25 protein-coding genes and 2 pseudogenes are annotated in these 26,173 nt (G+C 72.8%); 6 read left to right on the top strand and 21 right to left on the bottom strand.

Going from position 1 to position 26,173, the window contains the following annotated elements; all coding sequences use genetic code 11:
• Positions 1–115 precede the first annotated feature (115 nt).
• The 3 genes from AB0E62_RS28625 to AB0E62_RS28615 all read right to left on the bottom strand — a co-directional run bounded on the left by AB0E62_RS28625 (position 116) and on the right by AB0E62_RS28615 (position 3,466).
• A complete protein-coding gene (locus AB0E62_RS28625; protein ID WP_362199894.1) occupies positions 116–1,081 on the bottom strand; it encodes a hypothetical protein in 966 nt (321 codons plus the stop codon).
• A 346-nt stretch (positions 1,082–1,427) separates the two neighbouring features.
• The gene (locus AB0E62_RS28620) at positions 1,428–2,345 is read right to left on the bottom strand and encodes a TIGR03564 family F420-dependent LLM class oxidoreductase (protein WP_362199891.1); all 918 of its coding nucleotides are present in this window, start codon (positions 2,343–2,345) and stop codon (positions 1,428–1,430) included.
• Between the two features lie 242 nt (positions 2,346–2,587).
• Entirely contained in the window at positions 2,588–3,466 is an 879-nt protein-coding gene (locus tag AB0E62_RS28615; protein WP_362199888.1) for an alpha/beta hydrolase, read from the bottom strand.
• A gap of 137 nt (positions 3,467–3,603) precedes the next feature.
• Here AB0E62_RS28615 and AB0E62_RS28610 point away from each other — a divergent pair, with 137 nt between their 5' ends.
• Together AB0E62_RS28610 and AB0E62_RS28605 are read left to right on the top strand one after the other, a co-directional pair.
• Positions 3,604–5,541: an AfsR/SARP family transcriptional regulator gene (locus AB0E62_RS28610; protein WP_362199885.1), complete on the top strand. Its 1,938-nt coding sequence runs from the start codon at positions 3,604–3,606 to the stop codon at positions 5,539–5,541.
• A gap of 215 nt (positions 5,542–5,756) precedes the next feature.
• Entirely contained in the window at positions 5,757–6,461 is a 705-nt protein-coding gene (locus AB0E62_RS28605; protein ID WP_362199882.1) for a glycerophosphodiester phosphodiesterase family protein, read from the top strand.
• A gap of 30 nt (positions 6,462–6,491) precedes the next feature.
• Here the strand turns inward: AB0E62_RS28605 and AB0E62_RS28600 are convergent, their stop codons facing one another.
• From AB0E62_RS28600 to AB0E62_RS28555, 10 genes are all read right to left on the bottom strand, one after another.
• Entirely contained in the window at positions 6,492–7,475 is a 984-nt protein-coding gene (locus AB0E62_RS28600) for a hypothetical protein (RefSeq protein ID WP_362199879.1), read from the bottom strand.
• Between the two features lie 214 nt (positions 7,476–7,689).
• Positions 7,690–7,875 (bottom strand): hypothetical protein, encoded by a 186-nt coding sequence (locus AB0E62_RS28595; RefSeq protein WP_362199876.1) that lies wholly within the window; start codon positions 7,873–7,875, stop codon positions 7,690–7,692.
• A gap of 232 nt (positions 7,876–8,107) precedes the next feature.
• A complete protein-coding gene (locus AB0E62_RS28590; protein WP_362199873.1) occupies positions 8,108–8,938 on the bottom strand; it encodes a hypothetical protein in 831 nt (276 codons plus the stop codon).
• A 13-nt stretch (positions 8,939–8,951) separates the two neighbouring features.
• The gene (locus AB0E62_RS28585) at positions 8,952–10,091 is read right to left on the bottom strand and encodes an acyltransferase (RefSeq protein WP_362199870.1); all 1,140 of its coding nucleotides are present in this window, start codon (positions 10,089–10,091) and stop codon (positions 8,952–8,954) included.
• An 18-nt stretch (positions 10,092–10,109) separates the two neighbouring features.
• Positions 10,110–10,913, bottom strand: coding sequence for a class I SAM-dependent methyltransferase (locus AB0E62_RS28580; RefSeq protein ID WP_362199867.1), 804 nt, complete (start codon positions 10,911–10,913; stop codon positions 10,110–10,112).
• A 91-nt stretch (positions 10,914–11,004) separates the two neighbouring features.
• The gene (locus tag AB0E62_RS28575) at positions 11,005–11,961 is read right to left on the bottom strand and encodes a transporter (protein WP_362199864.1); all 957 of its coding nucleotides are present in this window, start codon (positions 11,959–11,961) and stop codon (positions 11,005–11,007) included.
• Positions 11,958–12,869: an ABC transporter ATP-binding protein gene (locus AB0E62_RS28570; protein WP_362199861.1), complete on the bottom strand. Its 912-nt coding sequence runs from the start codon at positions 12,867–12,869 to the stop codon at positions 11,958–11,960. The genes AB0E62_RS28575 and AB0E62_RS28570 overlap by 4 nt, the downstream gene beginning before the upstream one ends.
• Positions 12,866–13,297, bottom strand: coding sequence for a GntR family transcriptional regulator (locus AB0E62_RS28565; RefSeq protein WP_362199858.1), 432 nt, complete (start codon positions 13,295–13,297; stop codon positions 12,866–12,868). Before AB0E62_RS28565 ends, AB0E62_RS28570 begins: the two co-directional genes overlap by 4 nt.
• A 441-nt stretch (positions 13,298–13,738) precedes the next feature.
• A complete protein-coding gene (locus AB0E62_RS28560) occupies positions 13,739–14,557 on the bottom strand; it encodes a DUF2690 domain-containing protein (RefSeq protein WP_362199855.1) in 819 nt (272 codons plus the stop codon).
• Positions 14,554–15,390, bottom strand: a complete 837-nt coding sequence (locus tag AB0E62_RS28555; RefSeq protein ID WP_362199852.1) for a helix-turn-helix domain-containing protein — start codon at positions 15,388–15,390, stop codon at positions 14,554–14,556. The genes AB0E62_RS28560 and AB0E62_RS28555 overlap by 4 nt, the downstream gene beginning before the upstream one ends.
• A 352-nt stretch (positions 15,391–15,742) precedes the next feature.
• Here AB0E62_RS28555 and AB0E62_RS28550 point away from each other — a divergent pair, with 352 nt between their 5' ends.
• Positions 15,743–16,189: a hypothetical protein gene (locus AB0E62_RS28550; protein ID WP_362199849.1), complete on the top strand. Its 447-nt coding sequence runs from the start codon at positions 15,743–15,745 to the stop codon at positions 16,187–16,189.
• Between the two features lie 390 nt (positions 16,190–16,579).
• Here the strand turns inward: AB0E62_RS28550 and AB0E62_RS28545 are convergent, their stop codons facing one another.
• The gene (locus AB0E62_RS28545) at positions 16,580–17,182 is read right to left on the bottom strand and encodes a hypothetical protein (RefSeq protein WP_362199846.1); all 603 of its coding nucleotides are present in this window, start codon (positions 17,180–17,182) and stop codon (positions 16,580–16,582) included.
• A gap of 264 nt (positions 17,183–17,446) precedes the next feature.
• Between AB0E62_RS28545 and AB0E62_RS28540 the strand changes: the two genes are divergently transcribed.
• Entirely contained in the window at positions 17,447–17,977 is a 531-nt protein-coding gene (locus tag AB0E62_RS28540) for a phosphatase PAP2 family protein (protein WP_362199843.1), read from the top strand.
• A 256-nt stretch (positions 17,978–18,233) separates the two neighbouring features.
• Here the strand turns inward: AB0E62_RS28540 and AB0E62_RS28535 are convergent, their stop codons facing one another.
• From AB0E62_RS28535 to AB0E62_RS28510, 6 genes are all read right to left on the bottom strand, one after another.
• Positions 18,234–19,385: an LLM class flavin-dependent oxidoreductase gene (locus AB0E62_RS28535; protein WP_362199840.1), complete on the bottom strand. Its 1,152-nt coding sequence runs from the start codon at positions 19,383–19,385 to the stop codon at positions 18,234–18,236.
• 148 nt (positions 19,386–19,533) lie between these two features.
• Positions 19,534–20,718, bottom strand: a complete 1,185-nt coding sequence (locus AB0E62_RS28530; protein ID WP_362199837.1) for an SfnB family sulfur acquisition oxidoreductase — start codon at positions 20,716–20,718, stop codon at positions 19,534–19,536.
• Positions 20,719–20,723: 5 nt separating this feature from the next.
• Positions 20,724–21,278, bottom strand: a complete 555-nt coding sequence (gene ssuE, locus AB0E62_RS28525; protein ID WP_362199834.1) for an NADPH-dependent FMN reductase — start codon at positions 21,276–21,278, stop codon at positions 20,724–20,726.
• A gap of 59 nt (positions 21,279–21,337) precedes the next feature.
• Positions 21,338–22,555, bottom strand: a complete 1,218-nt coding sequence (locus AB0E62_RS28520; RefSeq protein WP_362199831.1) for an acyl-CoA dehydrogenase family protein — start codon at positions 22,553–22,555, stop codon at positions 21,338–21,340.
• 43 nt (positions 22,556–22,598) lie between these two features.
• Positions 22,599–23,720: a dimethylsulfone monooxygenase SfnG gene (gene sfnG, locus AB0E62_RS28515; protein ID WP_362199828.1), complete on the bottom strand. Its 1,122-nt coding sequence runs from the start codon at positions 23,718–23,720 to the stop codon at positions 22,599–22,601.
• Positions 23,721–23,870: 150 nt separating this feature from the next.
• Positions 23,871–23,948, bottom strand: coding sequence for a putative leader peptide (locus AB0E62_RS28510; protein ID WP_351520955.1), 78 nt, complete (start codon positions 23,946–23,948; stop codon positions 23,871–23,873).
• A gap of 143 nt (positions 23,949–24,091) precedes the next feature.
• Between AB0E62_RS28510 and AB0E62_RS28505 the strand changes: the two genes are divergently transcribed.
• Both AB0E62_RS28505 and AB0E62_RS28500 read left to right on the top strand, forming a co-directional pair.
• Positions 24,092–25,045, top strand: coding sequence for a LysR family transcriptional regulator (locus tag AB0E62_RS28505; RefSeq protein WP_362199825.1), 954 nt, complete (start codon positions 24,092–24,094; stop codon positions 25,043–25,045).
• A gap of 11 nt (positions 25,046–25,056) precedes the next feature.
• Positions 25,057–25,818 (top strand): annotated as a pseudogene (locus AB0E62_RS28500) (MFS transporter); the annotation flags it as partial.
• A 265-nt stretch (positions 25,819–26,083) separates the two neighbouring features.
• Here AB0E62_RS28500 and AB0E62_RS28495 read toward each other — a convergent pair.
• Positions 26,084–26,173 (bottom strand): annotated as a pseudogene (locus AB0E62_RS28495) (lytic transglycosylase domain-containing protein); the annotation flags it as partial.

Raw genomic sequence — 26,173 nt, 5'->3', positions numbered from 1 at the left:
GGTCAAGGCCGTTGCAGCGGAGGGCCGTTCATCTGGCCGGCTCGCGCTTACGACACCGACGCCGACGCGTCGCCCGGACCGTGCTGTGCGTCGGCTCCCCGGGCCGTCCGAGTCGTCAGCGGCAGATGCGGGCGGTCGTGAGGGCGCCGCCCGCGTTCTCGTCGTCCGTGCCGAGGACCGCGGTGCCGGAGCCGGGCACACAGTCCACGGCCTCGACCTTGTGGCCCTTGAACTTCCGCAGTATCTCCGGGGAACGGGCCACCGTGAGCCGCACCCGGCCCGCGCGGTCGAGCGTCACCGAGCCCGCGTCGGTCACCGCCGAGTCGAACGGTCCGTCGTCCCCCTCGTCGGACGCCGAGGCGATCAGCAGTCGGCCCGAGTCGGTGACGGCGACGTCCGAGGCGTGCCGGACGTCCTGGGCGGGATACGGCGCACGGTAGACGGCCTTCGTCACCGTGCCGAACACCGACTCCCCGTACTGGTTGAACGACAGCGGCGCCGCGTAGAGCGTCGCGGGCCGGCCGTCGCCCTCGCCCCGGTCGGCCCAGACCGCCGCCAGCCTGTGGTGCCGGGAGACGAGCGTGAAGCTCTCGAAGTTGTCGCCCCGGCCGATCGCCGGGAGCGGCGAGAGGTCGCGGACCTGGACCGCCTTGCCGTCGTCGGTGACCTCGATGTGGTACACGAGGCCGCGGCTCGACACGGCCAGGTACTCGCCGGAGGTGCCTGGCACCGATTCGAGTGCCTCCAGGTCGATCGGCTCGGCACCGCCCCGCCACGCGAGGGGTCGCACGGTGGTCGTACGACCGGACTCGCGCGCGTGGTAGTCGAGTTGGGCGATGCGGTTTTCTCCGGGGCGCTTGTTGTCCAGGGCGATCAGGACGCGGTAGGTGCTGCCCGTGTGCGAGGTGACGGCGAGTCCGCTGATACCGCTTCTCACGTCGTGGCCGGCCTGCGTCCAGCCGGCGGCCGCAGGGACCGGCGCGCCGTTCGTCCGGGCCACGGTCACTCCCGTGCCGGCGGCCACGGCACCTCCCGCGCAGAGCACGGCGATGGTGGTCAGGACGGTTTTGCGCAGGCGCATGAAGCTCTCCCTGGTGAGTGACGCGCGTAGATGATCACTGGCTGGGACCGTAACGGCCTGCCCGGCCACCCGGCAAGAGGGGTGACCACATGACCGGAAGATGCTTTCCGATGACGGCCGGGCCACCGTGCATGGGCGCGGCACCGTGGTGGATCGCGTTCGCTTGCACGACAACTCCCGCTCCCCGGCGGCGAAGGGGCCGCCCGGGCAAGCCCGGACGGCCCGGCGACGCCCCCCGCTCCCGGACCGTGATCGACTGTGTCCGGCCCCGGTCCTCGCTCCCGTCCCACTCCCGTCCGTCATGGCGATGGCGGTGGCGGTGGCACGGGGCCGCCTCCCCCGCGGCTCAGCCGCCGGCCAGTTCTCCCAGCAGCGCGAACGTCCGGCGCTGGTCGGCCTCCCCGCCCAGTTCGGTCGCCGTGAACACCACCTCCGTCGCTCCGGCCTCGCGGTAGCGGCGTACCTCTGCGGCGACGCTCTCCTCGTCACCGATGACGGCGATGTCGGCGGCCCGGGTGCCGCCGGACAACTCGATGACCCTCTGGTAGGACGGGAACCTATCGTAGAAGGAGAGCGTCTCGGTCGCCGTCCGCCGCACCTCTTCGACGTCGGAGGTGACCACGCCGGGTACGAAGGCCACGATCCGCGGCGACGGCCGGCCCGCCGCCTCGGCCGCCGCGGTGACGGCGGGAACGATGTGCTCGGCCAGCGCGCGCGGCCCGGCCAGCAACGGGAGGATGCCGTCCGCGAGGGCGCCGGAGACGCGCAGGGCCTGCGGTCCCATGGCGGCGACCAGGACGGGGACCGGCGGTTCGGCGCCCGGCACGGCAGCCGGCAGCGGAGTGGTGGCGGTCAGCAACTCGCCGTGGAAATCGGCGCTGCCCGTCTCCAGCAGCGGTCGCAGAGCGGTCAGGAACTCGCGGAGCCGGGCGATGGGACGCTCGTAGGGGATGCCGAAGCCGGTCTCGGTGAGGTGCTTGGTGCCGAGCGCGAGCCCGAGGCTGTAACGGCCGCCGGTGGCGGCCTGGGCGGTCTGCGCCTGGCTCGCGACGATCAGCGGATGGCGGCCGAAGACCGGGATCGCCGATGTACCGACCTGGAGGCCGGGGACCTCGCGGCCGACGACCGCGGCCAGCGTCGGGGAATCGTAGGAGAAGGTCTGCCCGAACCAGGCGGACGTCAGCCCGGCCGCATGGGCCTCCCGGGCGAGCCGCACGGTGGTGTCGATCGGGTGCAGATGAGAGAGCGCTACTCCGATGGTCATGTACGGGAAACCGGCCACGCGCGACCGCCATTCCGGCCGCGTGTGACGAATTGATGAACGTCGGGGCAGGCGAAGCCGAAGACCGGCGAGCGGCCGCCGTGTGGGCACGGACAGCACGGGAGAAGTGGGCTCGGCCGACGGGAACGGCCGGCTCCCGGGTCTGTTCGGGGTCGCCTCCGGGCACGCGGGTACGGGCGGCTCCGCGGGGGTCGTCCGCAGCCGCCCGTGGCCCGGAGGCGGGCTCAGCGGAGCAGCAGGTCGCGAATCGCCGCCGTGATCTCGTCGGGCGCCTCCTCGGCCATGAAGTGCCCCGCCCCGGTCAGCCGGTGGTCCAGGTCCGGTGCCCACGCGTGCCAGACCGCGGCGGCGTCGTAGCCCAGTTGCGCGCCCCAGTCCTGCTGGACGACCGTCACGGGCATGGCCAGCTGGGAACCGGCGTCCCGGTCCGCCTGGTCGTGTGTCACGTCGATGCCCGCCGAGGCCCGGTAGTCCGCGACGATCGACGGGACGGCCGCGGCGCATGCCCGCAGGTACGCGGCCCGGACCGCTTCCGGCATGGCGGCCGGCTCCCCGGCCCAGGCGTCGAGGAAGGAACCGAAGAAGGCGTCAGCGCTGTTGGCGATCATCGTCTCCGGCAGTCCCGGCGGCTGCGCCATGAGGAACAGGTGGTAGCCGACGGCCGCCGGGGCACCGTGCAGGACGCTCCACATGTCCAGCGTCGGCACGACATCGAGGATGCCCAGGTGGGTGAGGGTCTCGGGGTGGTCCAGTCCCGCGCGGAAGGCGACCAGGGCGCCCCGGTCGTGGCCGACCAGGGCGAACCGCTCGTGTCCGAGCGCCGCCGCCAGGGCGACGACGTCGGCGGCCATGGTGCGCTTGGAGTACACCTCGGGACCGGTGGCCGCCGGCTTGTCGCTGGCGCCGTAGCCGCGCAGGTCGGGACAGATCACCGTGTGCTCGCCGGCGAGCCGCTCGGCGACGTGCCGCCACATCAGGTGCGTCTGCGGGAAGCCGTGCAACAGCACGACCGGGCTGCCGTCGCCGCCGACGGCGGCGGCCAGCTCCACTCCGTCGGTGCCGGGCAGACGGACGTGGTCGAAACCGGGAATGGTGGGCGTCATGACAGGTTCCTTCGCGGGGTCGGCGGACCGGTGGACACCTCGGTCCGAGGGCTGACGGGGCCAGCGTGGACGACGGCGATCAGCAGCCGATCAGCGCGCTGCGGCGCCGCGGACCCCCGACACGGAAGATGGAGGGCATGCACATCGACGTACTCGGTGCCGTGCGGGTCCTCCGCGACGACGGCACGCCGGTCGACCTGGGCGGGCCTCGCCACCGCGAAGTACTCGCCCGGCTCGTCGCCGCGGGGGGACGGATGGTCGCCACCGACACGCTCGTGGCCGACCTGTGGGCCGAGCCGCCGCCGCGCGCCGTGGGCGCGCTGCGTACGTTCGTCGCCGCGCTGCGCCGCGCCATCGAACCCGACCGGCCGCCCCGCACCCCGCCGCGCGTCCTCGTCACGGAAGGTCCCGGCTACGCGCTGTGCCTGCCGCGTGACATGGTGGACGTCCACCGGTTCGAGGACGCCCTGGCCCGCGCCCGGCGTACGCCCGCCGCGCTGGCCGGCCTCGACGCGGCCCTCGCGGCCTGGCGGGGCCCCGCCTACGCCGATGTGCCCGGCTCGGCGTGGGCCCAGCGCGAACGGACCCGGCTGGAGGAGCTGCGGCTGGAGGGGGTGGAGCTGCGCGCCCGCCTCCTCCTCGACTCCGGTTCGGGAGCCGAGCTCGTCGCCGAACTGGGCGCCCACGTCACCGAACACCCCTGGCGCGAGCCGGCCTGGGGGCTGCTGGCCCGCGCACTGCACCGGGCGGGCCGTCAGGCGGACGCGCTGGCCACCCTCCGCCGCGCCCGCACGATGCTCGCCGATCAGCTCGGGCTCGACCCGGGTGCCGACCTCCGGCGTCTGGAGACGGACATTCTCCGCGGAGCCACGACGCTCCAGCCCGCGCGCACCGTGTGGACGGCCGGCGTACCACTCGGTCCGCGCACCACTGTCGAACTGGCGCGCACCCTGGCCCTGGCGGGTGGTGACGCCCTCGTGCACTCGCGGCGCGACCGCCTCGCCGCCGTCCAGGCGGCGGAACGGACGGGAGACGTCGCCCTGACCGCCCGCGTCATCGGCGCCTACGACGTGCCCGCTCTCTGGACCCGGGCCGACGACCTCGAGCAGTCCCGCGCCGTCGTCGCGGCGGCCGAGCGTACGCTCACCGCGCTCGGCGCCGACGGTCCCGCCGCACTGCGCGCCCGCCTGCTGGCCACCGTCGCGGTCGAGAGCCGCGGCGCCGATCTGTCCGGGACCGAGCTCAGGCGCGCCGCGCAGGCGGCGCGCGAGGCCGAGGCGCTGGCCCGGGAGCTGGGCGATCCGGCCCTGCTGGTGTTCGCCCTCGACGGCGTGTTCCTCCAGTCCTTCGGCCGGCCTGGGCTCGCGGCGGCACGGGACGGGATCGGCGCGGAGATCGTCGACCTGGCCACGCGGCACCAACTGCCGGACTTCGCCGTGCTCGGCCGGCTTGTCCGCCTGCAGTCCGCCTCCGCTCTCGGGGACCTCGACGCCGCGCTCGCGCACGCCGAGGCGGCCGAGCGGCTCGCCGTCAGCACCGAGGCGCGTCTCGTCCCCGTCCTCACCGGCTGGTTCCGGGCCCGGGTGACGGCCGCCCGCAGCACCGAACCGGGCGGACCGGGCGCCGCGACGGCCGCGGCGCAGTACCGCGCCGCCGAGGACGCCCTCGCCGGGACGGCGGGCATGCCGGGGCTGCACCGGGGCCTGTTCGCCCTCGCCCTCCTGGGCCTCCGTCTCCTGCACGGCCGTCCCGCTCCCACCGATCCCGCCCTCGACTGGGGCCCGTACCGCCCCTGGACGCGCCCCTTGGTGCTGCTCGCCCGGCACCGGGTGGAGGAGGCCCGTACCGCCCTGGCCGCGGCACCCGAGCCACCCCTTGATCACATGCAGGAGGCACTCTGGTGCCTGACCGCCCACGCCGCCGCCCGCCTCGGCGACCGCCCGGCCGCCGCCCGCGCCGCGACGGCCCTGCGCGCCGCCCGCACCGAACACGCGGGCGGCGCGAGCGGGATGCTGACACTGGGGCCGGTGACGCGGTACCTGGCGGAGGCGGAGGCCTGCGCCGGCCAGGGTTGACCGACGCCAGTGATTCGAACCACTCCCCTGTGGACCCCACCGGGGCACGGGCTACCGTTGGCCGGGTGACAAAGCGAAGATCGGTTCGAATAGCAACCCTTGTGGCGGCCGCTGTCACTGTGATGACCGCCTGTTCGCCGCCCTGGGCGAAGGAATCGGCGGCGGCCCCGGAGACGACCGCGGCCGCTGCCGTGCCGCGGTGCACCGTGCCCCAGGTGATCGGCCATCGTGGCACTCCTGAGGACGAGAACACGCTGCGGGGGCTGCGGGACGCCGCCGGCGCCGGGGCGAGCGGCGTCGAGTTCGACGTGTGGTGGACCCGGGACGGCGTACCGGTCCTTTCTCACGATCCGACTGTCGACCGCACCACCACCGGGCACGGGCCCATCGCCGCGATGACGGCCTCTCAGGTACGCGCCCTGCGCACCGAGAGAGGTGAGCCGGTGCCGACCCTCAAGGATGCGCTGAGCTTCACGGCCGGGCGTCGCCTCACGGCCATGGTGGAGCTGAAGCCGACGCCGACGCCCGCACAGCTGGATTCGCTGCTGTCCGTGATCCGCTCGACCGGCGCGGCCCCCTATGTCGTCGTGCACAGCTTCAACGCGGACGCGGTCGAGGCCGTACGCCGCGCCGCACCGGAACTGCGCACCGCGCTCACCCACGAGAAGACGCGGATCAGCGGCGCACAGGCGGCTCGGTACGGAACATCGCTGAACGTCTCCCGGTACCTCGCCACCCCCAGCGCGGTCCGGGACTGGCACTCCGCCGGGCTGAAGGTCTACGTCTGGACGGCTAACCAACCGCAGGCGTGGGAGAAGGCGAAGGCCGCCGGCGTGGACGCGGTGCTCACCGACCGTGTGGAGCCGTACCGGAAGTGGGCCCGGACCGCGTGCGACCCGGCGGTGACGGCCGCACCGTAGCGTCGAGCGGATGCCCACTCGGCTGCCGGCTCAGAGAAGGGGGCGGTAGACGCCGTCGTCGTCCGCGTCGCGGGACCACTCGTGGAAGTCGGTGTTCCCCAGGTCGGTGTTGACCACGAAGCTTTCCAGGTGCTGCCGCGGGATCCGGAAGCACGGTGCGGGTTCACCGGGTGGGTTGTCGACGGCGAGGAGGGGGAGATCGGGTGAGGCGAGGGCCTGCTGGTCGGCGATGAGGAGGACTTCGTGGTGGGGACGGTCGTCCTCGTCACGGTCGACCAGAGTACGCAGTTGGTGTCCGGTCAGGCCGTCGTAGGCGGGGTCGTCGATCGGGGTGACGTCGATGGCGCCGCCGCCTTCGCCACCGTGGTCGATGAAATGCAACAACTGGTGCCAGGCCCGGGGATCGGTGAAGCAGGTACGGACGAGGACGATCCCTCCGCCCTCGGCGTGAATTCCGGGAGCGGTGACGGCCGGCTGATAGGGCGAGGTGCGGGGACCGGTGTAGTCGGCTGCGGGCAGGGTGGCGTAGTGGCTGCTCTTGTGCACCTGCTCGGGGGCTCTGGGCGCTTTCCATGCCTGCACGAGGTATGTCTCGGGCGGAGGGCCGGCCTCGGAAGGGCGGGGCTTTCGAGGCAGGGCGGCGTCCTTCACGCGGGCGCGGCCCCGGGCATGGGTGCGGATCCGGTAGGTCCCGGGGCCGTCGAAGGCGAGGTTGGTGGTGAGCGCCTTGTCGTAGCCGGCGACGAAGGCGTGGCCCCGGGTGAGGTCGGCGGAGATGTCGAGGACGTCGTCCCAGCCGTCCGTGATCAGCGGGGGCTGTCCGGTGTGGGTTTCGACGGTGACGCGGACATAGCCGCGTCGGCAACCGGTCAGAATGGTGCCGAAGTCCTCGTGGAAGCCGATGAGGCTGTTGGTGATGGCCGAGTGCTCGGGGAACTCCACCAGGCCTTCGAGCATGGGGTCGATGAGGAGATCATGGTCTTCGACGTAGAGGTCCTGGGTCTCGGTCGTCACGCCGTGGTTCAACTCCGTCTCGTCTTCCCCGTGTACGGCACACTGGAGAGACCCACCCGCTGGTGGCAAGGCAGCACCCGGATCACCGGTCAGTTGCGGCAGTCCTCCATCAAGTGCCCATGGTACGCGGCGCGTTGAGCACGCGCCGGTTCCTGCCGAAGCCGGCCGGAGCGCTACGGCAGGGGTGTCGTCGTGCCGCTGGTGCGGTGCGGTATCACCGGCGGCGGGCGCGGGCGGCGGCGATGCCGGCGCCGACCACGAGCAGCACAGGCAGCGGTGCCAGCCATGCTTGACCGCCGGACGAAGCAGTCACGGTCATCACGGTGCCGATCAGCAGGTACACAGCGAGGAACGCTGCGGTCAAGCTGCCCCACTGACGGCCGCGGCGGCCGGTTCCCATGCTGACCTCCTACTGGTCGACCGTGGATGGATGCCTCGTCGCCGACGTGCCGACCGGGCCGGATAAGGGTGCCCGACGACTCGCCGGCGAAACCGGTCGTCGTGCCCGGAGACGGTCTGCCCGGCACGCTCGGCATGGCCCCGCCGGGCACCCCGCACGCCTTCGTCCCACCTGACCCCACCAACTCTCCGTCACCGTCGGCCCCGCCTGGAAGCAGGCAGTGGTCGTGTGGTCAGGCCGGCCGTGCGAGCGCGAGGAGAGTGACGGCGGCCAGTGCCAGGGGGTAGCCGGCGAGCTGGGCCCGGGTGGGGCGTTCGTGGAGGATGAAGCGGGCCGGCAGCGTGGTGGCGGCGGGACAGAAGGCCGTGAGGACGGCGGCGATGCCCGGCAGTCCCCCGCGAACGGCGTACTGATGACACAGGTGGGCGGCGAGTTCGGTGATCCCTGTCGTCAGGCTCAGCCGCCGGGGAAAGGCGAGCCGGTCCCCGGACGGCCGTGCGCGGACCAGGACGGTGGCTGCCGCGAGAACGGTGGTGGCCGCGAGGTGGGCGGCGGCCAGCGGGGAAGGCCCCGAACCGGGTGCGGGCCGGGAGAGCAGGACGAAGAAGCCGGCGAACGCGGCTCCGGAGGCCACGGCGCGGACGAGGGCGGGACGGTGCGGGCGGGGCGTGGACGCGGAGCTAGCCGGACGGGCGATGAGAGCGGTGGCGACCAGCGCCAGTGGAATCCCGGCCCGGGCGGTCGGGCGCAGGTGCTCGCCCGTGGCCGGCCCGAACGCCACGGGGAGCGCCGCGACGAGATGGGCCGTCAGCGGCGCCCCCGTGGACATGGGGCCGCGTGCCAGGGCGGCGTACAGACACAGGCTTCCGACGGCCGCGCACAGTCCGGCCGCGGCACCCGCCGGCAGGTCCCCTGCGGTGGGGTGGCCGATACCGAAGGGCAGGCACGCCGTCAGGAGAGCGGTGGCCGCACCCTGTGCGACGAGCAGGACGGGCGCGGGCCGGCGGCGGGCGGCGAGCCCGCCGGTGAAGTCCGAGGCAACGGCGCGCTGTGGAAAACCCACCTGACGGGGCTGCTCACGCCGGCCGGCCCGCGGCCTGGTCCTGGAACCGCATGTCGCGGGTCAGGCGCTGTCTCAGCAGGCGTCCCAGCCGTCGTTCCACCATGGTGTGGATGAGCAGGGAAAGTCCCAGCATGCAGACGAGGGACACCGCCATCGCGGGCAGCGGCCCCAGTCTCGGGGCGGCCCGCAGCAAACCTTTGGCCACGGGAATTCCGATGCTCTGGTGGACGAGGTAGAAGGGGTAGGTGAGTGCCCCTGCGGTGACCAGCCAGCGTTGACGCAGCCTGGCCGGCGGCCCTCCGGCACCGGCCAGCGCCAACAGCCCGAGGCACAAGGTGAGAACCGTCGCGCACACAGCCCAGGAGGGCCGGCTCTCGCCGGCGGGTACGGTGGCGTGGTCGGCCACCCGGAGTTCGAGCACGGTGAGTTGGTAGCACCAGGCGAAACCCAGCAGAAGCCACAGCAGGAGGCTCTGCCCGAATCTGTGCATGAGGTAAAGGACGATTCCGCTGACGAAGAGGCCGGTGTACCGGGGCATGACGAATTCGTCGAGGAGCGGCGAATGGAGTTCGAGGGAGATGACACCGGCGAGGAGCCAGGCTCCGCAGAAGGCCGTCACCCGTCGGTAGGACAGCCCGAAGACGAGCAGCACGGCCATCAGCAGGTAGAAACGGGCCTCCACCCACAGCGTCCAGGCGACTCCGTCGACCAGTTCCAGTCCCAGCGGGCCCGGAGCCATCGTCAGGTTGCCCAGGACGGTACGGGGGTCGATGCGAGTGGCGGCCGGCCAGTTGCCGATCCGCGAGACGAGGACGAGCGCGACGACGAGGAGCACGGCGCACCAGTAGGCCGGGAAGAGCCGTGCGATGCGGGAGACGGTGAACTGTGCGGGAGTCCGTCCCCAGCAGCTCATGCAGATGACGAAGCCACTGATGGCGAAGAAGAACTCGACACCCAGCCAGCCGTAGCGGCTGATGTCGTGCAGGAAGGGCGCGAGGTCCCGGAGTGGGGTCCTTCCCCAGAAGTGCGGGGTGGGTGTCCCGAGGAAGTGGTACGCGGCCACCATGAGCGCTGCCACCAGGCGGAGTCCGTCTATGGCGGCCAGGCGCACCGGCCCGTGCCGTGGTCCGGGGAACGGTCTGTCGGACTGCATGTCGCCACCTGGACCGGTTCAGACGGTGGGCAGGGGCGAGCGGCTGACCCGGATCTTCGACTGGCCGTGCGGGCGTTTCTCCCAGTCCTCCATGAACCGCGCGTGCAGACCGTGCCGCCGTGCCAGGTCCAGCAGGGTCTCGGTGCGGTAGTAGAAGTCCTCGCGCAGTACCTGGTGTTCGGTGCCCTCGGTGCGGTCGAAGGTGAAGTCGAAGAACCCGGTGTCGGTCAGCACGCGGCCGACGTGTGCCAGGCACTGGTCGATGACCTCCAGCGGCGAGTGGGAGAAGACGCTGTGCGCGTGGACGACATCGAAGTGGTCGTCGGGCAGGAAGTCCAGGGTGAGGTCGCCGGTGATGGTCAGGTGGGGCAGCTTGTGCTGGAGGCGGCGCTCGACGAGGGTCTTCTTGGCGGCCATCAGGATGTCGGGCGAGATGTCGATGCCGTAGTAGTCGCCCGTGTCGAGGTGGCTGATGAAGCGCCAGCCGCCGCGCAGGTTGCCGCAGCCGATGTCGAGCATGCGGTGGCCGGGGCGCAGGCCGTGCTCGACCAGGTAGTCGAACTGCATCTGCCCGAGCGCCAGCCAGCGGTCGTGGGTCTGGCTGCCGACCGCGGCTTCCGGGTTGCGGCGGGTGTCCGAGGCCATCACGGCGCGGTAGTAGCCGACGTGGTCGGGGTGCTTGAGGCGCAGCCACGTGTCGCGGCCGGCCCGGCGCAGGTACGGGATGACGCGGCCGGGGTGGCGCAGTGCGTAACCGGTCTTGTGGGTGAGGGCGGCGCGGTTGTTGCGCAGCTTCTTCGGCGACTTGGCGTCGGCGGGCATGGCGGAGCGACCTCCGTGCGAAAAGGGGATTCCGGTGCGGGAAGGGAAGGGAAGGGGGTGAAGGTGATGTGTCCCGGGGCGGTCGCCGCGGTCAGACGCGACGGCGCAGGAGCAGCACGGTGACGACCGTGAGCAGGACGGCGAGAGAGCCGAGGACGGCGGTGTCGGTCCACTGGAAGGTCCAGTAGTCACCGGCCGGGTTGGCTTCGTAGAAGCGGGCGACATACCCGTGCGCCGCCATGCACTGCCTGAGTTCGGCACCCGACGGGAAGGGGCAGGTCAGTACGTCGTCGTGGCGGCCGGTGGCGGTGATCAGGCCGTAGTGGCCGGTCGACCACTTCTCGCCCATCGGCGGTTTGGGGGTGATGCCGGCGCTGACGTAGGTGTGCGGCGGGACCAGCAGCCGGGCCCGGTGCGTCCACTCCAGCAGGAGGGTCACCACCCCTGTGACCAGCAGGGTCAGGACCATCGCCGCCAGTACCCGGCGCGCCAGCAGGCCCAGCAGGGTGCCGGCCGCAAGGCCGAACAGGGCGGCCGCCACCACGCGGGGGCCCGAGCCGCTCAGGGCCGTGTTGTCGTACCAGAACAGGCCGTAGCTCCGGTCGGCGGCCGGTCGCCACCACCAGGCGAACACGCCCGCTAGCAGGCCGGAGAGGGCGATCGTGGTCACCGCGGCCAGGGCGAACCGGGAGGCGAACCACTGGCCGCGGCTCACGCCCTGGGCGAGGATCATGCGGTGGGTGCCCAGTTCCCGGTCGCGGCCGAGGAGCGGGGCGCCCCAGAAGACACCGATGAGGACGGGCAGGGCGATGTTCAGCACGCCGAGGTACTTCAGCGGCTCGACGTCCAGCAGCAGGGGCAGACCGGTGTCGGCCCGTGTGCAGTACAGCGGCCCGGGTGCGCAGTGGTCGAACAGCCCGCTGTGCAGGGCGTCCAGCATGCCCGAGCGGTAGTACGCGGCGAGGGCGGCGGCGACGATCAGGACCGCCGCGCCGATGCCGGCCGGCACGCGCTGCTGGCGCCAGGCGAGCCAGAGGGAGCCCTTCACGCCGCCGCCTCCGTCCGCTCGGCGGGGGCGGGATGCCCCGGCTCGCCGGCCTGGAGGTAGCCGAGCAGGATGTCCTGCAGTCCGGGCCGCTGCACATGCCAGTCGCCGCGCAGTGGTCCGCGCTGCCGTATCAGGGCGGTCAGCTGCCTGCCGCCGGTGCGGCTGTGCACGACGGTGCCCGCTCCGGCCAGGGTGTCTGCCTGGCCGGCGGGTCCGGTCAGCACCGCGTGGCTTGCGCGCAGTTCCTCGACATCCTCGCTCAGCTCGACGCGGCCGTCCCGCAGTACCAGCACCCAGTCGCAGGTCTCCTCCAGCTCGGGCAGGACGTGCGAGGACAGCATGATGCTCATGCCGCGCTCGATGACCTCGGTCATCAGCTGCGCCATGATCTCACCTCGCGCCACTGGGTCCAGGTCGGCCAACGGCTCGTCCAGCAGCAGGAGTTCGGGTCGCTTGCCCAGCGCCAGGGCGAGCGCGACGCGGGTACGCCGCCCGGGGGACAGCTCACCGACACGGGCGCGGAGCGGGATGTCGCCCGCGCGGACGATCCGCTCCGCGGCCGTCCGGTCCCAGGAGGCGTTCAGCTTCTCGCCCATCAGCAGGGTGTCCGCCACGGTGGAACGCGGGTAGAGCGGCTTGTCCTGGGCGAGCAGGGCGACGCGGGCGCGGGCCTGTGCCGTGCCGGGTACGGCACCCAGCACGCGCACCTGCCCGGAGGTGGGCCGGAGCAGTCCGCCGGCCAGGTGCAGCAGCGTGCTCTTGCCTGCGCCGTTGCGTCCGACGAGTGCGGTGACACGGCCTCCGGGCACGGTGACATCACAGTCCCGCAGGGCCCAGTTGCCCCGCCTTCGGTACCGGAACGCCAGTCCCGTGGCGCACAGCGCGGCCGACGCGTCAGGCCCGGTCATGCGTCCTCCTTCTTTCCTTCCCGGTCACCCGGGGTTGTGCTGTCGTGCTCGTTGTCGTAGGCGTCCAGGGCGGCTGTGACCAGGGCGAGGACGTCGGCCCGCTCCAGTCCCGCGGCTCGCGCGCGGGCCACCCAGTCGGTGGCCTCCCGGCGCAGCGGGGAGTCGTTCTCCGCGCCGGGCCGGGCGAGTGAGCGCGTGACGAAGGTTCCGAGGCCACGGCGGAGTTCGACCAGGCCGTCCCGCTCCATGTCGCGGTAGGCCCGCAGCACGGTGTTGGGGTTGATGCCGGTCGCCGCCACCACCTCCCTGGCCGTGGGCAGCTTGTCCCCGACCTGCAAGGTGCCCATCCGGAGCGCCCGTTCGGTCTGCTCGAGGATCTGCACGTAGGCCGGTACGCCGCTGCCACGGTCGATCCGGTAGTCGATCACGTCCTGTTCCTCGGCTCCACCATGCTTGTATTAATGAATTAGTGGAAGCATGGTGGATGCCCGGCGGGGATGTCAAACGCCGACAGGACCGGGATCGCGCCCCCGGCGGGTTCGCCGCGATCACCGGCATGGTGGGACCAACCGCCACGCCGGGCGGGGCCTGCACTGGAGCCGGTGGACACCGGCGCCCGCCTGGCGTCCGCGCCCTGATGGTGCGCAGCCGGCGCGAGGTTCCATGCATGCGCGGCACGCAACTCCGTGCACGAAGGGCGGCGCCGCCCACCGGTCCCCGGGGGCGGCGCCGCCCGTCGACTCGCACCGGCAAGGCGCGCCTCACCCGTGGAAGCGACCGGATTCACTCGCCCCCGATCACCATCCCGGGTGAACTGCTCCGCACATCGTCTGACGCTCCGTCTCGTGGGCGGGGAACCGTACGTGACGTCAGGAGCGGAAGCACTCCCGGCCGGTGCCCGCCCCCGGCAGGAAGCACAGCAGCAGGCCGGTCTTGGCCGGGTCCCCGATCATCGGCGTGAAGCAGTAGCGAGTGGTGTCCGCGGCGGCCCTGATGACCGCGCGGCGCGGCCGGGCGCCCGGAGCGGAGATCTCGACGGCGTCGCCCACCTTCGCGTGCCAGACCCTGCCCCAGCCGGCGGTGCACACCTGGCTGTAGCGGATCTCCACCCCCGCCCCGGAGGCGGTACGGTGCTCCGGCCCGAGCGAGTCCGCCCGGCCGGGCAGTCCGCAGAACATGCGGGCGGGATCCTTTCCGTCGCACGCCTTGCCGTGGCATCCGGGGACGGGATCGAGTGCCGGGGCCGCCAGGTTCGCCGGCCGCGGGCCGCCGCCCCCTACGGCCGCCAGCACCGCCGCCGCCGTGGCGGCCGCCACCGCGCTGCCGGCGCCGGCGGCCAGCAGCCGCCGCCTGGCCCGCGGCGGAACGCCGGCATCCACGGGGGCCGTCCCGGGAAGGGGTGCGGCTGCGGCCGGCACCTGGGGGCGGGCGGAGCCGGCCCGGCCGCTCCACTCGGCGTCCGCCAGTTCCCACAACGCGAGCAGCCGCCCGGCGGGCTCCCGCGCGATCGCGCACAGCATCTCGACAGCCTGCCGGGGCACGGGCTTCTTCCCGTTGAGATAGCGCTCCCAGGACGACTTGCTGTACGGGGTGCGCGCCGCCAGCGCCGCGAGGCTCAGGCCCGTACGCGCTCGCACGCCGCGGAGGCCTTCGGTCAGCGCCTCGCACTCCGGTGCCGGACCGGTCATCCGCGCAGCACCTGCCAGGTGTGCGGGCCCACCACGCCGTCGTCCGGCAGTCCGGCCCGTTTCTGCAGACGCCTCACGGCGGCGATGGTCTGCTGACCGTAGACGCCGTCGACGGCACCGGGGTCCAGCCTGCGGTGGCGCAGCAGACACTGGGCCTCCACCACGTCCCAGCCGGGACCGGCGAGGACGGCGGTGCGGGTCGCGCTGTATCCGGCGCTCAGCCCGCCGCCGGTCCGGCGGACCTTGCACGGGTAGGTCCGGTCCGGCGTGAAGACGTACCGGCCCGGCCCCGTGCCGGGGGTGGTGCGGTCGCTCGGCCGTGCGCTGGGTGTGCTCCGCGCGGCGGCCGGGCCGGCGGCTCCGTCGCCGCCCAGGGGCAGGCCGATCAGGATGCCGACGCCCGTTCCGAGGAGCGCGGCGAGGACGACGGCGCCGAGGACGACCGGTGTGCGTACGCCCGGCGGCCGTTCGGCGGCCGTCACCGCCGCTCCCCGCTCGGCGTCCGGCTCACCGGCCCGGCCGGCCGACGCCGTCTCCTGCCCGGTGGCGGCCGGTTCGGGGCCGCGCTGCTGCCACACCTCTTCGGCCACTTCGTGCAGGGCCAGCAGCCGGGTCGGGTCGGCCCCGGTGACCCGCGCCAGTTCCTCCACGGCCTGGCGCGGTGGCAGGGCCTTGCCGTTGAGATAGCGCTCCCATGACGAGCGGCTGTAGCCGGTCCTGGCCGCGAGCGAGGTCAGGCTCATGCCGCTGCGGTCTTTCAGTCTGCGCAAATGCACGAAAAGCTGCCGGACCCGCTGATCGTGCATGTCCGGTAATTCTTTCCAACGCGCCATGTGCCACCCCCGTAGGCATCGGACTCCCGCACGGGCCCCGGCCCGCCCCCCTCGCTTGATATACCGAGCGGCGCTCGCACGGGCCAGGCCCTGACGCCGGTGATTTCGGCCATGTTCCCCCGGGCGGCGTCCCACCGGTTCCCCGTCCCACCGGGCGTCCCAGCAGGTCACGGCAGCGGGCGTCCCATGGTGTCCCAGGAGGGCCGATGCCGATGGCGGCCGTGCGGACCGGGCGGCAACTCTGTGGAGCGCAGCACGGCGGACGGGGCGGAACACCCCGGAGCCGCCGCCCGTCCGGAGATCCACCAGGCCGGACGCACGTCGTCCCACCCACAGAGGAGGAAGCACGACCATGGAATTCCGCAGGACCTTCGCACTCTCGACGGCCGCCCTGACGCTCGGCTCCGGCTTGGCGCTCGCCTCCGGCGTGGCCGAAGCGGACACCGCGCCGGCCGTCCCCGCCAAGGAGGTCGTGGCCGGCGCCGGATGGCACACGATCTGGGGCAACCTCTGGGTCCCCGCGCAGCGCGACGGGCATTGGACGTCGAAGAAGTACCGCTCGCCGAGCAGGACGACCCGTGCCGTGCTGCGGTGCTACAACTCCCACGCCTCCATGAAGGTACGCCTCTTCGAGTACAAGGGCGGCCGCTGGAAGCAGATCGCGAGCAGCGGCTACAAGCGGTGCAACGCCAACGGGCACATCATCGCCAAGGGGAGGAGCGGCAGCGCCCGCCACTGGCTCAAAGTGCGCATCAACGGCTACCAGGGCTCTTTCGTCCGGGCGGAGAAGTGGTCCTGAGACCGGCCGGCCGGGGCCGCGGACCGGCCGCGCGGAGGCCGGCCCGGCTTACGGAGCCCGGGCAGCGGGCGCACTCGCCGAGGGCGGGGGCCCGGTGAGCCGCGGCGTGCGCCGGGGCGAGTAGTCCACCGGCTGCCGTGCGGTGTCCCGGCAGCCGGTTCCCGCGGGAGCGGCGGGCGACTTCGGCCGGCACGGACGGGCGGCTTCCGGTCCAGCGGACGGATCGCCCTGCCCGACAGCGGACGAGGCCCCGGCGGTGCTCACGGTCCATCCCGGCCTCGTACTGCTCAGCCGCCGCCACGGTCTGCGGGTGTTGATGCTGGGGCTTGCAGTATGTGCTCCCACTGGGCGGCACGGGTCCGCGGCAGGGAACGCCGGGCGGTGCCGCCGTCAGTGGCCCAGGTGCCAGTCCGCGGCGAACGGCACGCTCATGTGGGGCGCCAGCGAGCGGGCGCGCTGCCACATGCCGTGGGCCTGTTCGGTGGGGCGCTGCTGTTCGCTGTGCAGGGCGCTGAGGACGATCAGGCCCCCCGTGAGGGCGGGGACGGCCCACTGCAGGCACGTCAGGTGCCGTTGGGCCTTGTCGGTGTCGACGGGGTGTTCGGCGGCCTTCTCGGCGTCGCCCGGGTCGTCGGAGGCCGCGAGTTCGATCTTCTTGCCCAGTACCCGGCTGTAGGCGGTGGCCGCGAGGGCCGCGCCGGTCAGGGCGGTCTTGGCGAGGGTGGAGGCGGCGACTCCCTGCTGGACGGCGACCCGCGGGGCGTTCGCGGCGAGCAGGCCGCCGGAGCCGAACAGGTGCGCGGCGATCGCCGCCGCGCTGACGGGCGTCCACTTGGCCCAGCCGGAGCTCGCGGTCCTCGCGGCGGACGCCCAGGTGCCGCCCTCGTCGCGGGCGGCACCGTTCAGGCCGACCGCGCCCATGAGGGAGCCGCCGAACCAGGCGGCCAGTCCGACGTCGTGCAGGCTGCGCAGCAACGTGTTGCGTGTCGACAAAACCGGCTCCCTTGGCGCAGGCGGACGAAGCCCGGACGAGGCCGCCCGGGCGCCCTTCCAGCCTGACCGGGCACGCGGCCGGCCGCCATCGCGGCTGGTGCGAACGGAGCAGGAAGCGTCTTTGGACCGGGGAGGACGCGGGCGGCATCGGCCTGGGCGGTCATGCCGACCGGAAGGACCCCGGGCGGTCACACGTGACAGCTGACGATAGGCGCCGATCTTGGGTACTGAGAGTGCATGTGGTTGCTCGAGACAGTGCGTGACGTGGACCGGAAGCTCACGAGGCAGGCCGCCTCCCGCATTCCCCGCCGGCCGGCCGAAGCTCTGTCGGTGGTCGAAGAGGCGGCGCAGGGCACGAAGCTGTGGTGCGGTGTCACCGTCGCGCTGGCCGGGCTGGGCGGTCGGCGAGGCCGCAGAACGGGGGCGGCCGGCCTGGCAGCCGTCGCGGTGGCGCAGTTGGTGTCCAACGGCGTGTGCAAGCCCTTGGCCGACCGGCCCCGGCCGCCCAGGGACTGGATTCCCCACGACGAGGTCGAGGACCGGCCTGTCTCGTCGTCGTTTCCCTCCGGGCACACGGCCGCCGCCGTGGCGTTCGCCGCAGCCGCCGCGCCGAGTTGGCCTCTGGTCGGCGCTCTGTGCGCGGTGCCTGCCGCGGTGGTCGCCGTCGAGCGGGTGCAGAGCGGCGCCCACTACCCCAGCGATGTCGCTGCCGGGGCGGTCATCGGTCTGGCCGCGGCCTGGCTCACCAGGCATTCTCCGCGCCTGCTTGGTCCACTTCGCCCCGCGTGCTCGTAACGGCTCGAAGTCGGGTGTCGGCCTGCGCGGGCGGGGCGGCACCCGTGCCCGCCGCTGAGCGGCCGGCTCATGGTCTCCGGGGCCGCTGCCGGCCGGCCCGCCGGCTCAGCAGCGGACGGCGGCGGCCGTGGGAAGTCGTACCACTCCACGGTGGTGCCCAGCAGGCTCGCGAGCACGACCGTCTTCAGTCCCGGCGGACCGGAGGGATCCGGTCCGTGCGCCCGGGTCTGGACGTGCGGGGGCGCGGGCGCCCCGCTCATCTGGCGGCGAACGGGACGATGCCCGCCTCGACGGTGCGCGGGCCTGCCGGATGCTGCCACAGACCGCGCTTCTCCAGTACCGGCAGAACGCCTTCCCCGAACCAGTACGCCTCCTCCAGGTGCGGCACCCCGGACAGCACGAACTCCTCGATGCCGAGGCGGTGGTACTCCTCGATCAGGTCGGCCACCTCCGTGTGGCTGCCGACCAGCGCGGTGCCCGCGCCGCCGCGGACGAGGCCGATGCCCGCCCACAGGTTCGGGTAGACCTCCAGATTGCCGGTGTCGCCGCTGTGGTGCAGCTCGCGCATCCGCCGCTGCCCCTCGGACTCACTGGTCGCCAGACCCCGCTGCACCTCCCTGATGTGTGCGGGGTCCATGGCCTTGAGCAGCCGCTCCGCCTCCGCCCACGCCTGCGCCGACGTGTCCCGGCTGATGGTGTGCAGGCGAATCCCGAAGCGCACCCGCCGGCCGTGCGCGGCGGCCAGCGAGCGCACCCAGTCGATCTTCTGCTTCACCTGCTGCGGCGGTTCGCCCCAGGTCAGGTACACATCCGTGTACCGCGCCGCCACCTCGCCGGCCGCGGGCGAGGAACCGCCGAAGTAGATCCGCGGCGCCGGTTCGGGCAGCCGGCTCAGCGTGGCGCCCTCGACCCGCAGATGCTCGCCGTGGTGGTCGACCGTTTCGCCGGCCCACAGCCGCCGCACGATGTCGAGGAACTCCCCGGTGCGGGCGTACCGTTGGTCCTTGTCGAGGAAGTCGCCGTACGCGCGCTGTTCGGCGGATTCGCCGCCCGTGACGACGTTCAGCAGCAGCCGTCCGTGCGACTGCCGCTGGTAGGTCGCGGCCATCTGCGCCGACAGCGTCGGGCCGATCTGCCCGGGGCGGAAGGCCACCAGGAACTTCAGCCGCTCGGTGACCTGCGTCAGCATGGCCGTGGTCAGCCACGCGTCCTCGCACCACGCGCCCGTCGGGGTGAGTGCTCCGACGAAGCCGAGCTGTTCGGCGGTGCGGGCGATCTGGCCGAGATATTCGATGGAGGCCGGGCGGTCCCCGGCGGCGGTGCCGGGCGTGGACCCGTGACCGCCTCCGACGACGTGCCGGCTGTCACCGGTCGTGGGCAGGAACCAATGGAAGGTGAGGGCAGACATGAGAACTCCGGAACGGGTACCGAAAACGGGCTGCCGGGCAGGCCGGCCATGTGCCGTGCGGGGGTAAGGGACCGGTGGACCTGCGGGCCTGCGGGCCTGGGGGCATCAGGGGCCTCGGAGGCGTCGTCGGCGCTGTCGCACTCGGCTCCTACAGCAGGCCGTGGCGAGGCGGTCTGGTGCCGTGCAGCACGTACCGTCCGATGTGCTGGACCTTCCAGCGCGTCGGGTCGTGCAGGGTGTGGGTGCGGGCGTCACGCCAGTGCCGGTGCAGGTTCAGTGACTGGAGCGCCGCGCGGGTGCCCGCCACTTCGAACAGGGCGCTCGAGACCTCGACCGCGGCCTGTGCCGCCACCACCTTGGCGGCGGCGACCGCGATGGACGCCGAGGCCGCGGAGTCGTCGGTGAGGTCGTCGCGGGCCGCGTCGACGGTGCGGGCGGCCTCCCGCAGCAGCGCCTCGGCGGCTCTGACCTCCAGGGCGAGTTCACCGAACCGCTGGATGAGCAGCGGGTCGTCGGCGGCGGACTCGGCCCCGCTCTCGAACCAGGGCCTGCTCTTCGTCCGTACGAACCCGGCCGCCTCGGCAAGGGCACCCGCGGCGAGGCCCGCGTCGATGGCCGCGTGCAGCAACTGGGCGAAGGCGCCGTGCAGTTGCGGGCCCTGGAAGGTGAGATGGTGGGGCAGGACCCGGTCGGCGGGCACGGCGACGTCCGCGAGGTGGACCGTGCCGCTGGCGGTGGTCCGCTGGCCCATCCCGTCCCAGTCGTCGACGACCCTCAGGCCCGGAGCGTCCCGCGGGACGTACGCCGCGTGCAGGGTGTCGTCCTCGGCGCGGGCCAGCACGGGGATCCAGTGGGCGAACAGGGCTCCGGTGCAGTAGTGCTTGACGCCGTTGAGCAGGTACGAGCCGTCGGGGCGGCGTCGCAGCCGGGTGCGGATGTCCTGGACGTGCCGGGTGCCGGCCTCCGACTGGGCGTTGCCGAGGCGGCGCCCGGCGAGCAGTTCGGCGAAGAAGAACTTCTGCTGCTCGGGCGTGCCCTGGCGGCGGATGACGTTGACGTACACGAAGTGGCTCTGCGGGATCTGGGCGATGCTGCCGTCGGCCGACCCGAGCAGGCGGAAGATCTCCGCGAGCGTCTCGGTGCGGACGTCCGCTCCCCCGTGGCCGGCGGGCACGGTGACGGCCAGGAGCCCGGAGGCGGACAGCCGGTCCAGTTCGTGCCGGGGCAGCCTGCGTTCCGCGTCGCGCAGGGAGGCTCGCGCCCGGAACTCCTCGGTCAGCTCCGCGGCGACCGCGAGGGCTTCGGCGTCGTCGGCGATCACATGGGCGGTCATGGCGATCAGCCCGCCGCGGCCAGGAGCGGGGTCCGGCCGAGCGCGGCCGAGAACTGGTCGATCACGCGGTTCAGTGCCTCACCGGCGGCCGGGGCGACGGTGAGGGTGCCGTCGTCGTGCACCGTGAGGTCCTGGTCCAGGGTGAACCATCCCTGGACGATGTGCGAGGCCCCCATGGAGTTCAGGACCGGACGCAGCGCGTAGTCGATGGCCAGGACGTGGGCCAGGCTGCCGCCGGTGGCCAGCGGCAGCACGGTCTTGCCTGTCAGGGCGTACTGCGGCAGCAGGTCGAGCAGCGCCTTGAGCACCCCGGAGTACGCGGCCTTGTAGACGGGTGAGCCGATGACGACACCGTCGGCGCGGGCGAACAGTTCCGTCACCTCGAGGATGGCGGGGTGCCGGAAGTCCGCGCCGAGCAGGGCCTCGGAGGGGATGGTGCGCACATCGAGCGGGACCACGTGGTGACCTTGTGCGAGGAGCCGCTGGTCCAGGTGGCGCAGCAGACGGTTGGTGCGGGAGGAGACGGAGGGGCTGCCGGAGACGGACAGAACGGTGGCCATGGGGTTCTCTTTCGGGCGGAGGGGCGCCCTGTTCGTGGGGCGCCCCGTCGGTGCGGCGGTCAGGAGTACCAGGTGGGTTCGGGCAGTTCGCCCTCCAGGACCCAGCGGCCGACTTCACGCCGCTTGTAGGCGACCGGGTCGTGCAGGGTGTGGGTGCGGACATTGCGCCAGAAGCGGTCCAGTCCCTCGGCGCTCGTGGTGGAACGGGCGCCGGTGACCTCGAAGATGCGGCCGGTGATCTCCAGGGCGACGTCGGTGGCGCGCGCCTTGACGGCCGCCACCCGCACCTCGAAGTCGCCGCGGACCTGCTCGGTCACCGCGTCGGGGTCGTCGTGCAGTCGCTGCCCCTCGGCGGCGACCGCGTCGGCGAGCGCCTCGACCGCCCAGAGTTTGGCGGTGAGGTCGCCGTAGGTGTCGATGACGTACGGTTCGTCGACCGCGCGCTCGTGGCCGCCGTGCAGCCAGGAGCGGGACTTGGTACGGGTGTACGCGGCGGCCGTCTCCAGCGCGCCGCCCGCGATCCCGAGGTAGAGGTTGACGAAGACGAGCTGGATGGTGGGCACGTTGAGGGTGTTGTACACCCGGGGCTGGAACTGCTTGTCCACATAGCCGGCCGCCGAGGACCACGGTGTGCGGACGCCGTCGAGCGTGACGCTGCCGCTCTCGGTGAGCCGCTGGCCGATGTTGTCCCAGTCGCCGTGGAAGGTCAGGCCCGCGGTGTCGGAGGGCACGATGGCGAAGACATGGCGGTCGGTGCCCTCGAAGACGCCTTCCAGGACGGTGACGTCGGAGACCCTGCTGCCGGTGGAGAAGGACTTGCGGCCGGTGAAGACCAGGTCGTCGCCGTCCTCGGTGACGATCACGTCCTTGTCGCGCGGGTTCACCGCGCCGCCGAAGAACCAGCGGTTGCGGGCGGCCTCGGCCTCGATGTGCTCCCACTGTTCGCGGGTGCCGACCAGGCGGGCGGCCCAGTTCCAGAGGTAGTGGTAGCCGAGGAGCTGGCCGATGGAGCCGTCGGCCTTGGCGACCTCGCGGACGACCCGGTAGGCCGTGCGCCAGTCCTGCCCCGCGCCGCCGTGCTCCACGGGGCCGAGCAGGGTGACGAGGCCGGAGTCCTTCAGCAGTCGCACCTCGGCGTACGGGGTGGCGCCGGCCCGGTCGCGCTCGGCGGCGTCGGTGGCGAGTACGGCGGCCACTTCGGCGGCGCGGGCGATCCAGTCCGCGGCCGTGCGGGGGGCGGGGCGGGTGGTCCAGTCGGCGGGCGTGGCAGTGCTCATGCGGGGGTGACCTCTTTCAGGGTGCGGTGCGGAAGGTGGGGGGTCAGGCGTGGGCGGGGACGGATTCGTCCTCGGCGCCGGAGAGCCGGGCTTCCAGTTCCCGGACGAGGGGCAGCACGCGCGTGCCGAAGTACTCGACCTCCTCGTGGTAGTGCAGGAAGCCGAGCAGGAAGAGGCCGACGCCGAGCTTCTTGTAGGCGACGATGCGCTCGGCGATCTGCTCGGGGGTGCCGATCAGACCCGTCCGGAAACCGTCGTTGTACTGCACGAGATCCTCGAAGGAGGAGTCCTGCCACATGCCCTTGCCGTCGGCGGTGGACCGGCCTGCCTGCCTGACCGCGGTGCCGAAGCCCTCGACGGCCTCGGTGTCGGCCCGGGCCACGATCTCGCGCAGGGTCTCGCGGGCCTCGCGCTCGGTGTCGCGGGCGATGAGGAAGCCGTTGAGCCCGAACCCGGGCGCGGTGCGTCCCGCCTCGGCCGCGGACGTACGGATGTCGTCGATCTGCTCGGCCACTCCGTCGAAGTCCTTGCCGTTGGAGAAGTACCAGTCGGACACCCGGCCCGCCATGCGCCGGGCGGCGGTGGAGTTGCCGCCCTGGAAGATCTCCGGGTGCGGCCGGCCGGTGGTGCGCAGGGGCTTGGGTTTGAGGGAGAAGTCACGCAACCGGTAGAAGTCACCGGCCAGTTCGGCGTGGTCCTCGGTCCAGAGGCGGCGCAGCGCGGTGATGAACTCCTCGGAGCGCCGGTACCGTTCGTCGTGCTCCAGCCAGGGTTCTCCGAGGGCGGTGAACTCGTCCTTGAACCAGCCGCTGACCACGTTGACGGCGAAGCGGCCGTGGGACAGGTGGTCCGCGGTGGCGCCGAGCTTGGCCAGGACTCCGGGGTGCCACAGTCCCGGGTGGACGGCGGCGATGACCTTCAGGCGCTGGGTGGCCAGCAGCAGGGCCAGGCTGAAACTGGTGGATTCGTGCTGGTACTCGGCGCCGTAGCTCGCCATGTAGCGGACCTGGGTGAGGGCGTACTCGAAGCCGTTGTTCTCGGCGAGTACGGCGAGTTCGCGGTTGTAGTCGTAGCCCCAGTCGGTGCGTTGCTCGATCGTGCTGGTGACCAGTCCCCCGCTGACATTGGGGACCCAATAGGCGAACTTCACGGGCTGTGCGGGCATGTAGAACTCCTGTTGCGGAATGTGCGGTGTTTTCCGCACGCCGAATTCACCGGGCGCGGGGAACGCCGAATTCAGGCGATGCGGTGAATACGCGGCCCTCGACCGTGCGTCGACGGGCGTGGCGTGGAGGAAGGGCGGCCGATCGGCGGGTCAGGCCGCGGTGCAACAGGAGGCGCTGGAAACGCGGGCGAGGTCGACATGGCGTCGCCGCGTGAGGTCCAGTCGCATCGTCATGCCGACGATGCTGGCAGCAGCCGGGCGGGGCCGTCAAGGTAAACCCGACCGGTTTCGCGGCGCGGACCATTGGAATTCACGAAGGTGTGACAGGAAAACCCTTGAACGAGTACCGGAACACACCGCACTCTGCGGGTGTGCGAACAGAACAGCTGGAGTACATAGCGGCCGTCGTCCGGCTCGGTTCCCTGCGCCGGGCCGCCGACGAACTGCGCCTGTCCCAGCCGGCTCTGAGCGAGACCGTGCGGAATCTGGAACGGGAGCTCGGAGTCGACCTGTTGGAGCGCAAGCGGACCGGGGCCACGATGAGCGCCGCGGGCCGCGAACTGCTGCCCCACGTCCTCGGCGTGCTGGAGGCGGTCGACCGGCTCAGGGCCGCGGCGGGCGAGCAGCACCGCATCAGCCGGATGGTGCGCGTCGGCACGGTCAACGCGGCGACGGTACCGCTGCTCATTCCGGCCGTGCGTGCCTTTCGCGCCGACCACCCCGTCACCCAGGTCGAGGTGGTCGGCGCGCAGCAGTCGGACATCCACCGGGCCCTGTCGGAGGGCGGTTTCGACCTCGGTCTGGTCAATCATCTGGAGGGGGACGACCTACCCGCCGACTTCGAGTCCACGGAACTCCTGCGAGGGCGGCCGGTGGTGTGTGTCCGGCCGGACAGCCCGCTCGCCTCCCGCCCGGTCGTGACGGTGGAGGACCTGCTCACCGAGCCGTTGATCGCGATGCGCACCGGGTATGTGATGCACCGTTATGTGCACCGGCTGCTGGACGGTCGTGCGGCGTCCTTCTCGTACTCGACCGACGGCGCGGAGATGGGCAAGCTGATGGTCGCCGAGGGACTGGGGGTGACGGTGCTGCCGGACTTCAGCGTGTGCGGGGATCCGCTGGAGCGGCAGGGCCTGATCACGTACCGGCCGGTCGCCGCGGACGCGCCCCGGGTGCTGCTGATGCTGCAACGCCGCAAGGCGGAGTCGGAGCCGCAGGCGGCCCGGGACCTGCACGAGGTGTTCGTGCGCACGGCCCGGGAGCTGGGCGGGACGCTCACCGGCGCCTGTCCTCGGCCGGCCGCGCCCGGACCTCCGCCGCACTGATCGCACCGCGCGTGCGGGGGCTCGCCCCGCACCGGCCGGGAGCGCCCGGCCCGTACGGGCCGTCCACTGCCGTCACGGAGCCGCGCGTGCAGACCCCGCTTCCCGCACCGCACAGCCGGGCGCCCTCTCAAGCGCCTCACCCGAGACACGGGAGACCGGCGGCGGCCCGGGCGCCGTCACCGGGGCGAGTCGCCGGCGCCGCCCGCTTCGTGCCGGTGAACCGCGGGAGCGGCGGGGAAAGGCGGCGGCTGCCGGTCCGCGGGACACTGGTGCTGGCCCTGGGCGTCTTCGCCGCGGGACATGTGATCGCCGCCGTCGCCAGCGGTTTCGGGCTGCTGCTTGCCGCGCGGTCTTTGACCGCGCCGGCGACCGGGGCGGTCTGGGCTGTGGCGAACGTCGTGGCCGCCCGGGCGGCCGGCCCGGCCGCGAGCTCACGCGCCGTGGGCGTGGTCGGTTCCGGTGCCATGCTCGCCAACGTCGTCGGCGTGCCGCTCGGCGCGTTCAGCGGGCGTCTCACGGGCTGGCACGGACCGTTCTGGATGCTGGCCGTCCTGGCGCCGGCCGCGGCGGCACTGATCGCGCGCCGGGTCCCGTACGAGAGCAGCGGCGGACAGACGGTGTCGATCCGCTCGGAGCCGTCCGCGCTGCGCTCGGACCGGCTCTGGCTGGTGCTGGCGGGCTGCGCCACCATGAGCGCCGGCGGGCTGGGCACGTACACCTGCATCTCGCCGCTGCTGACCGACCGGGCGGGAATCGCCGCGGGTCTCGTGCCGCTTCCACTGAGCCATCCGCCCGCGCGTGGAGACGCGGCGGCGGTCGAAGCCGGGGCCCATGCCGGCCGCTTCCCTCATCACCGGCGGCGGACGGGCCGTGCAGCGACCTCCTGGACCGCAACCGTCGTCCCGGGCGTGTCCGGGTCCCTCGCGGGGGCCGGACGCTCGGGCAAAGCTGTGTGGCAGCCCATCCGTATATACGCGTATACGCGCGCGCCCCCGCCGGGTGGGCGGGGGTGCGGAAGCGGTGATGTGTGCTGTCGGCTCAGTACCAGCCGTTGGCCTGCCAGAAGTTCCAGGCCTTGGCGGGGCTGCCGTAGCGGGAGTTCATGTAGTCCAGGCCCCACTTGATCTG

The sequence above is a fragment of the Streptomyces sp. NPDC038707 genome (assembly GCF_040636485.1).
Taxonomy (GTDB): Bacteria; Actinomycetota; Actinomycetes; order Streptomycetales; family Streptomycetaceae; genus Streptomyces.
The sequence above is the reverse complement of the archived record's forward strand: the minus strand, read 5'-3'. Positions and strand labels throughout refer to the sequence as shown.

Excerpts from the sequence above, each read along its gene's own strand:
- AB0E62_RS28610 (WP_362199885.1), top strand. The coding sequence starts at position 3,604 with ATGCACATCGACGTACTCGGTGCCGTGCGGGTCCTCCGCGACGACGGC.
- AB0E62_RS28620 (WP_362199891.1), bottom strand. The coding sequence starts at position 2,345 with ATGACCATCGGAGTAGCGCTCTCTCATCTGCACCCGATCGACACCACC.
- AB0E62_RS28555 (WP_362199852.1), bottom strand. The coding sequence starts at position 15,390 with ATGGCGCGTTGGAAAGAATTACCGGACATGCACGATCAGCGGGTCCGG.
- AB0E62_RS28550 (WP_362199849.1), top strand. The coding sequence starts at position 15,743 with ATGGAATTCCGCAGGACCTTCGCACTCTCGACGGCCGCCCTGACGCTC.
- AB0E62_RS28560 (WP_362199855.1), bottom strand. The coding sequence starts at position 14,557 with ATGACCGGTCCGGCACCGGAGTGCGAGGCGCTGACCGAAGGCCTCCGC.
- AB0E62_RS28535 (WP_362199840.1), bottom strand. The coding sequence starts at position 19,385 with ATGTCTGCCCTCACCTTCCATTGGTTCCTGCCCACGACCGGTGACAGC.
- AB0E62_RS28615 (WP_362199888.1), bottom strand. The coding sequence starts at position 3,466 with ATGACGCCCACCATTCCCGGTTTCGACCACGTCCGTCTGCCCGGCACC.
- AB0E62_RS28510 (WP_351520955.1), bottom strand. The coding sequence starts at position 23,948 with ATGCGACTGGACCTCACGCGGCGACGCCATGTCGACCTCGCCCGCGTT.
- AB0E62_RS28580 (WP_362199867.1), bottom strand. The coding sequence starts at position 10,913 with ATGCCCGCCGACGCCAAGTCGCCGAAGAAGCTGCGCAACAACCGCGCC.
- AB0E62_RS28520 (WP_362199831.1), bottom strand. The coding sequence starts at position 22,555 with ATGAGCACTGCCACGCCCGCCGACTGGACCACCCGCCCCGCCCCCCGC.
- AB0E62_RS28530 (WP_362199837.1), bottom strand. The coding sequence starts at position 20,718 with ATGACCGCCCATGTGATCGCCGACGACGCCGAAGCCCTCGCGGTCGCC.
- AB0E62_RS28570 (WP_362199861.1), bottom strand. The coding sequence starts at position 12,869 with ATGACCGGGCCTGACGCGTCGGCCGCGCTGTGCGCCACGGGACTGGCG.
- AB0E62_RS28625 (WP_362199894.1), bottom strand. The coding sequence starts at position 1,081 with ATGCGCCTGCGCAAAACCGTCCTGACCACCATCGCCGTGCTCTGCGCG.
- AB0E62_RS28595 (WP_362199876.1), bottom strand. The coding sequence starts at position 7,875 with ATGGGAACCGGCCGCCGCGGCCGTCAGTGGGGCAGCTTGACCGCAGCG.
- AB0E62_RS28585 (WP_362199870.1), bottom strand. The coding sequence starts at position 10,091 with ATGCAGTCCGACAGACCGTTCCCCGGACCACGGCACGGGCCGGTGCGC.
- sfnG (WP_362199828.1), bottom strand. The coding sequence starts at position 23,720 with ATGCCCGCACAGCCCGTGAAGTTCGCCTATTGGGTCCCCAATGTCAGC.
- ssuE (WP_362199834.1), bottom strand. The coding sequence starts at position 21,278 with ATGGCCACCGTTCTGTCCGTCTCCGGCAGCCCCTCCGTCTCCTCCCGC.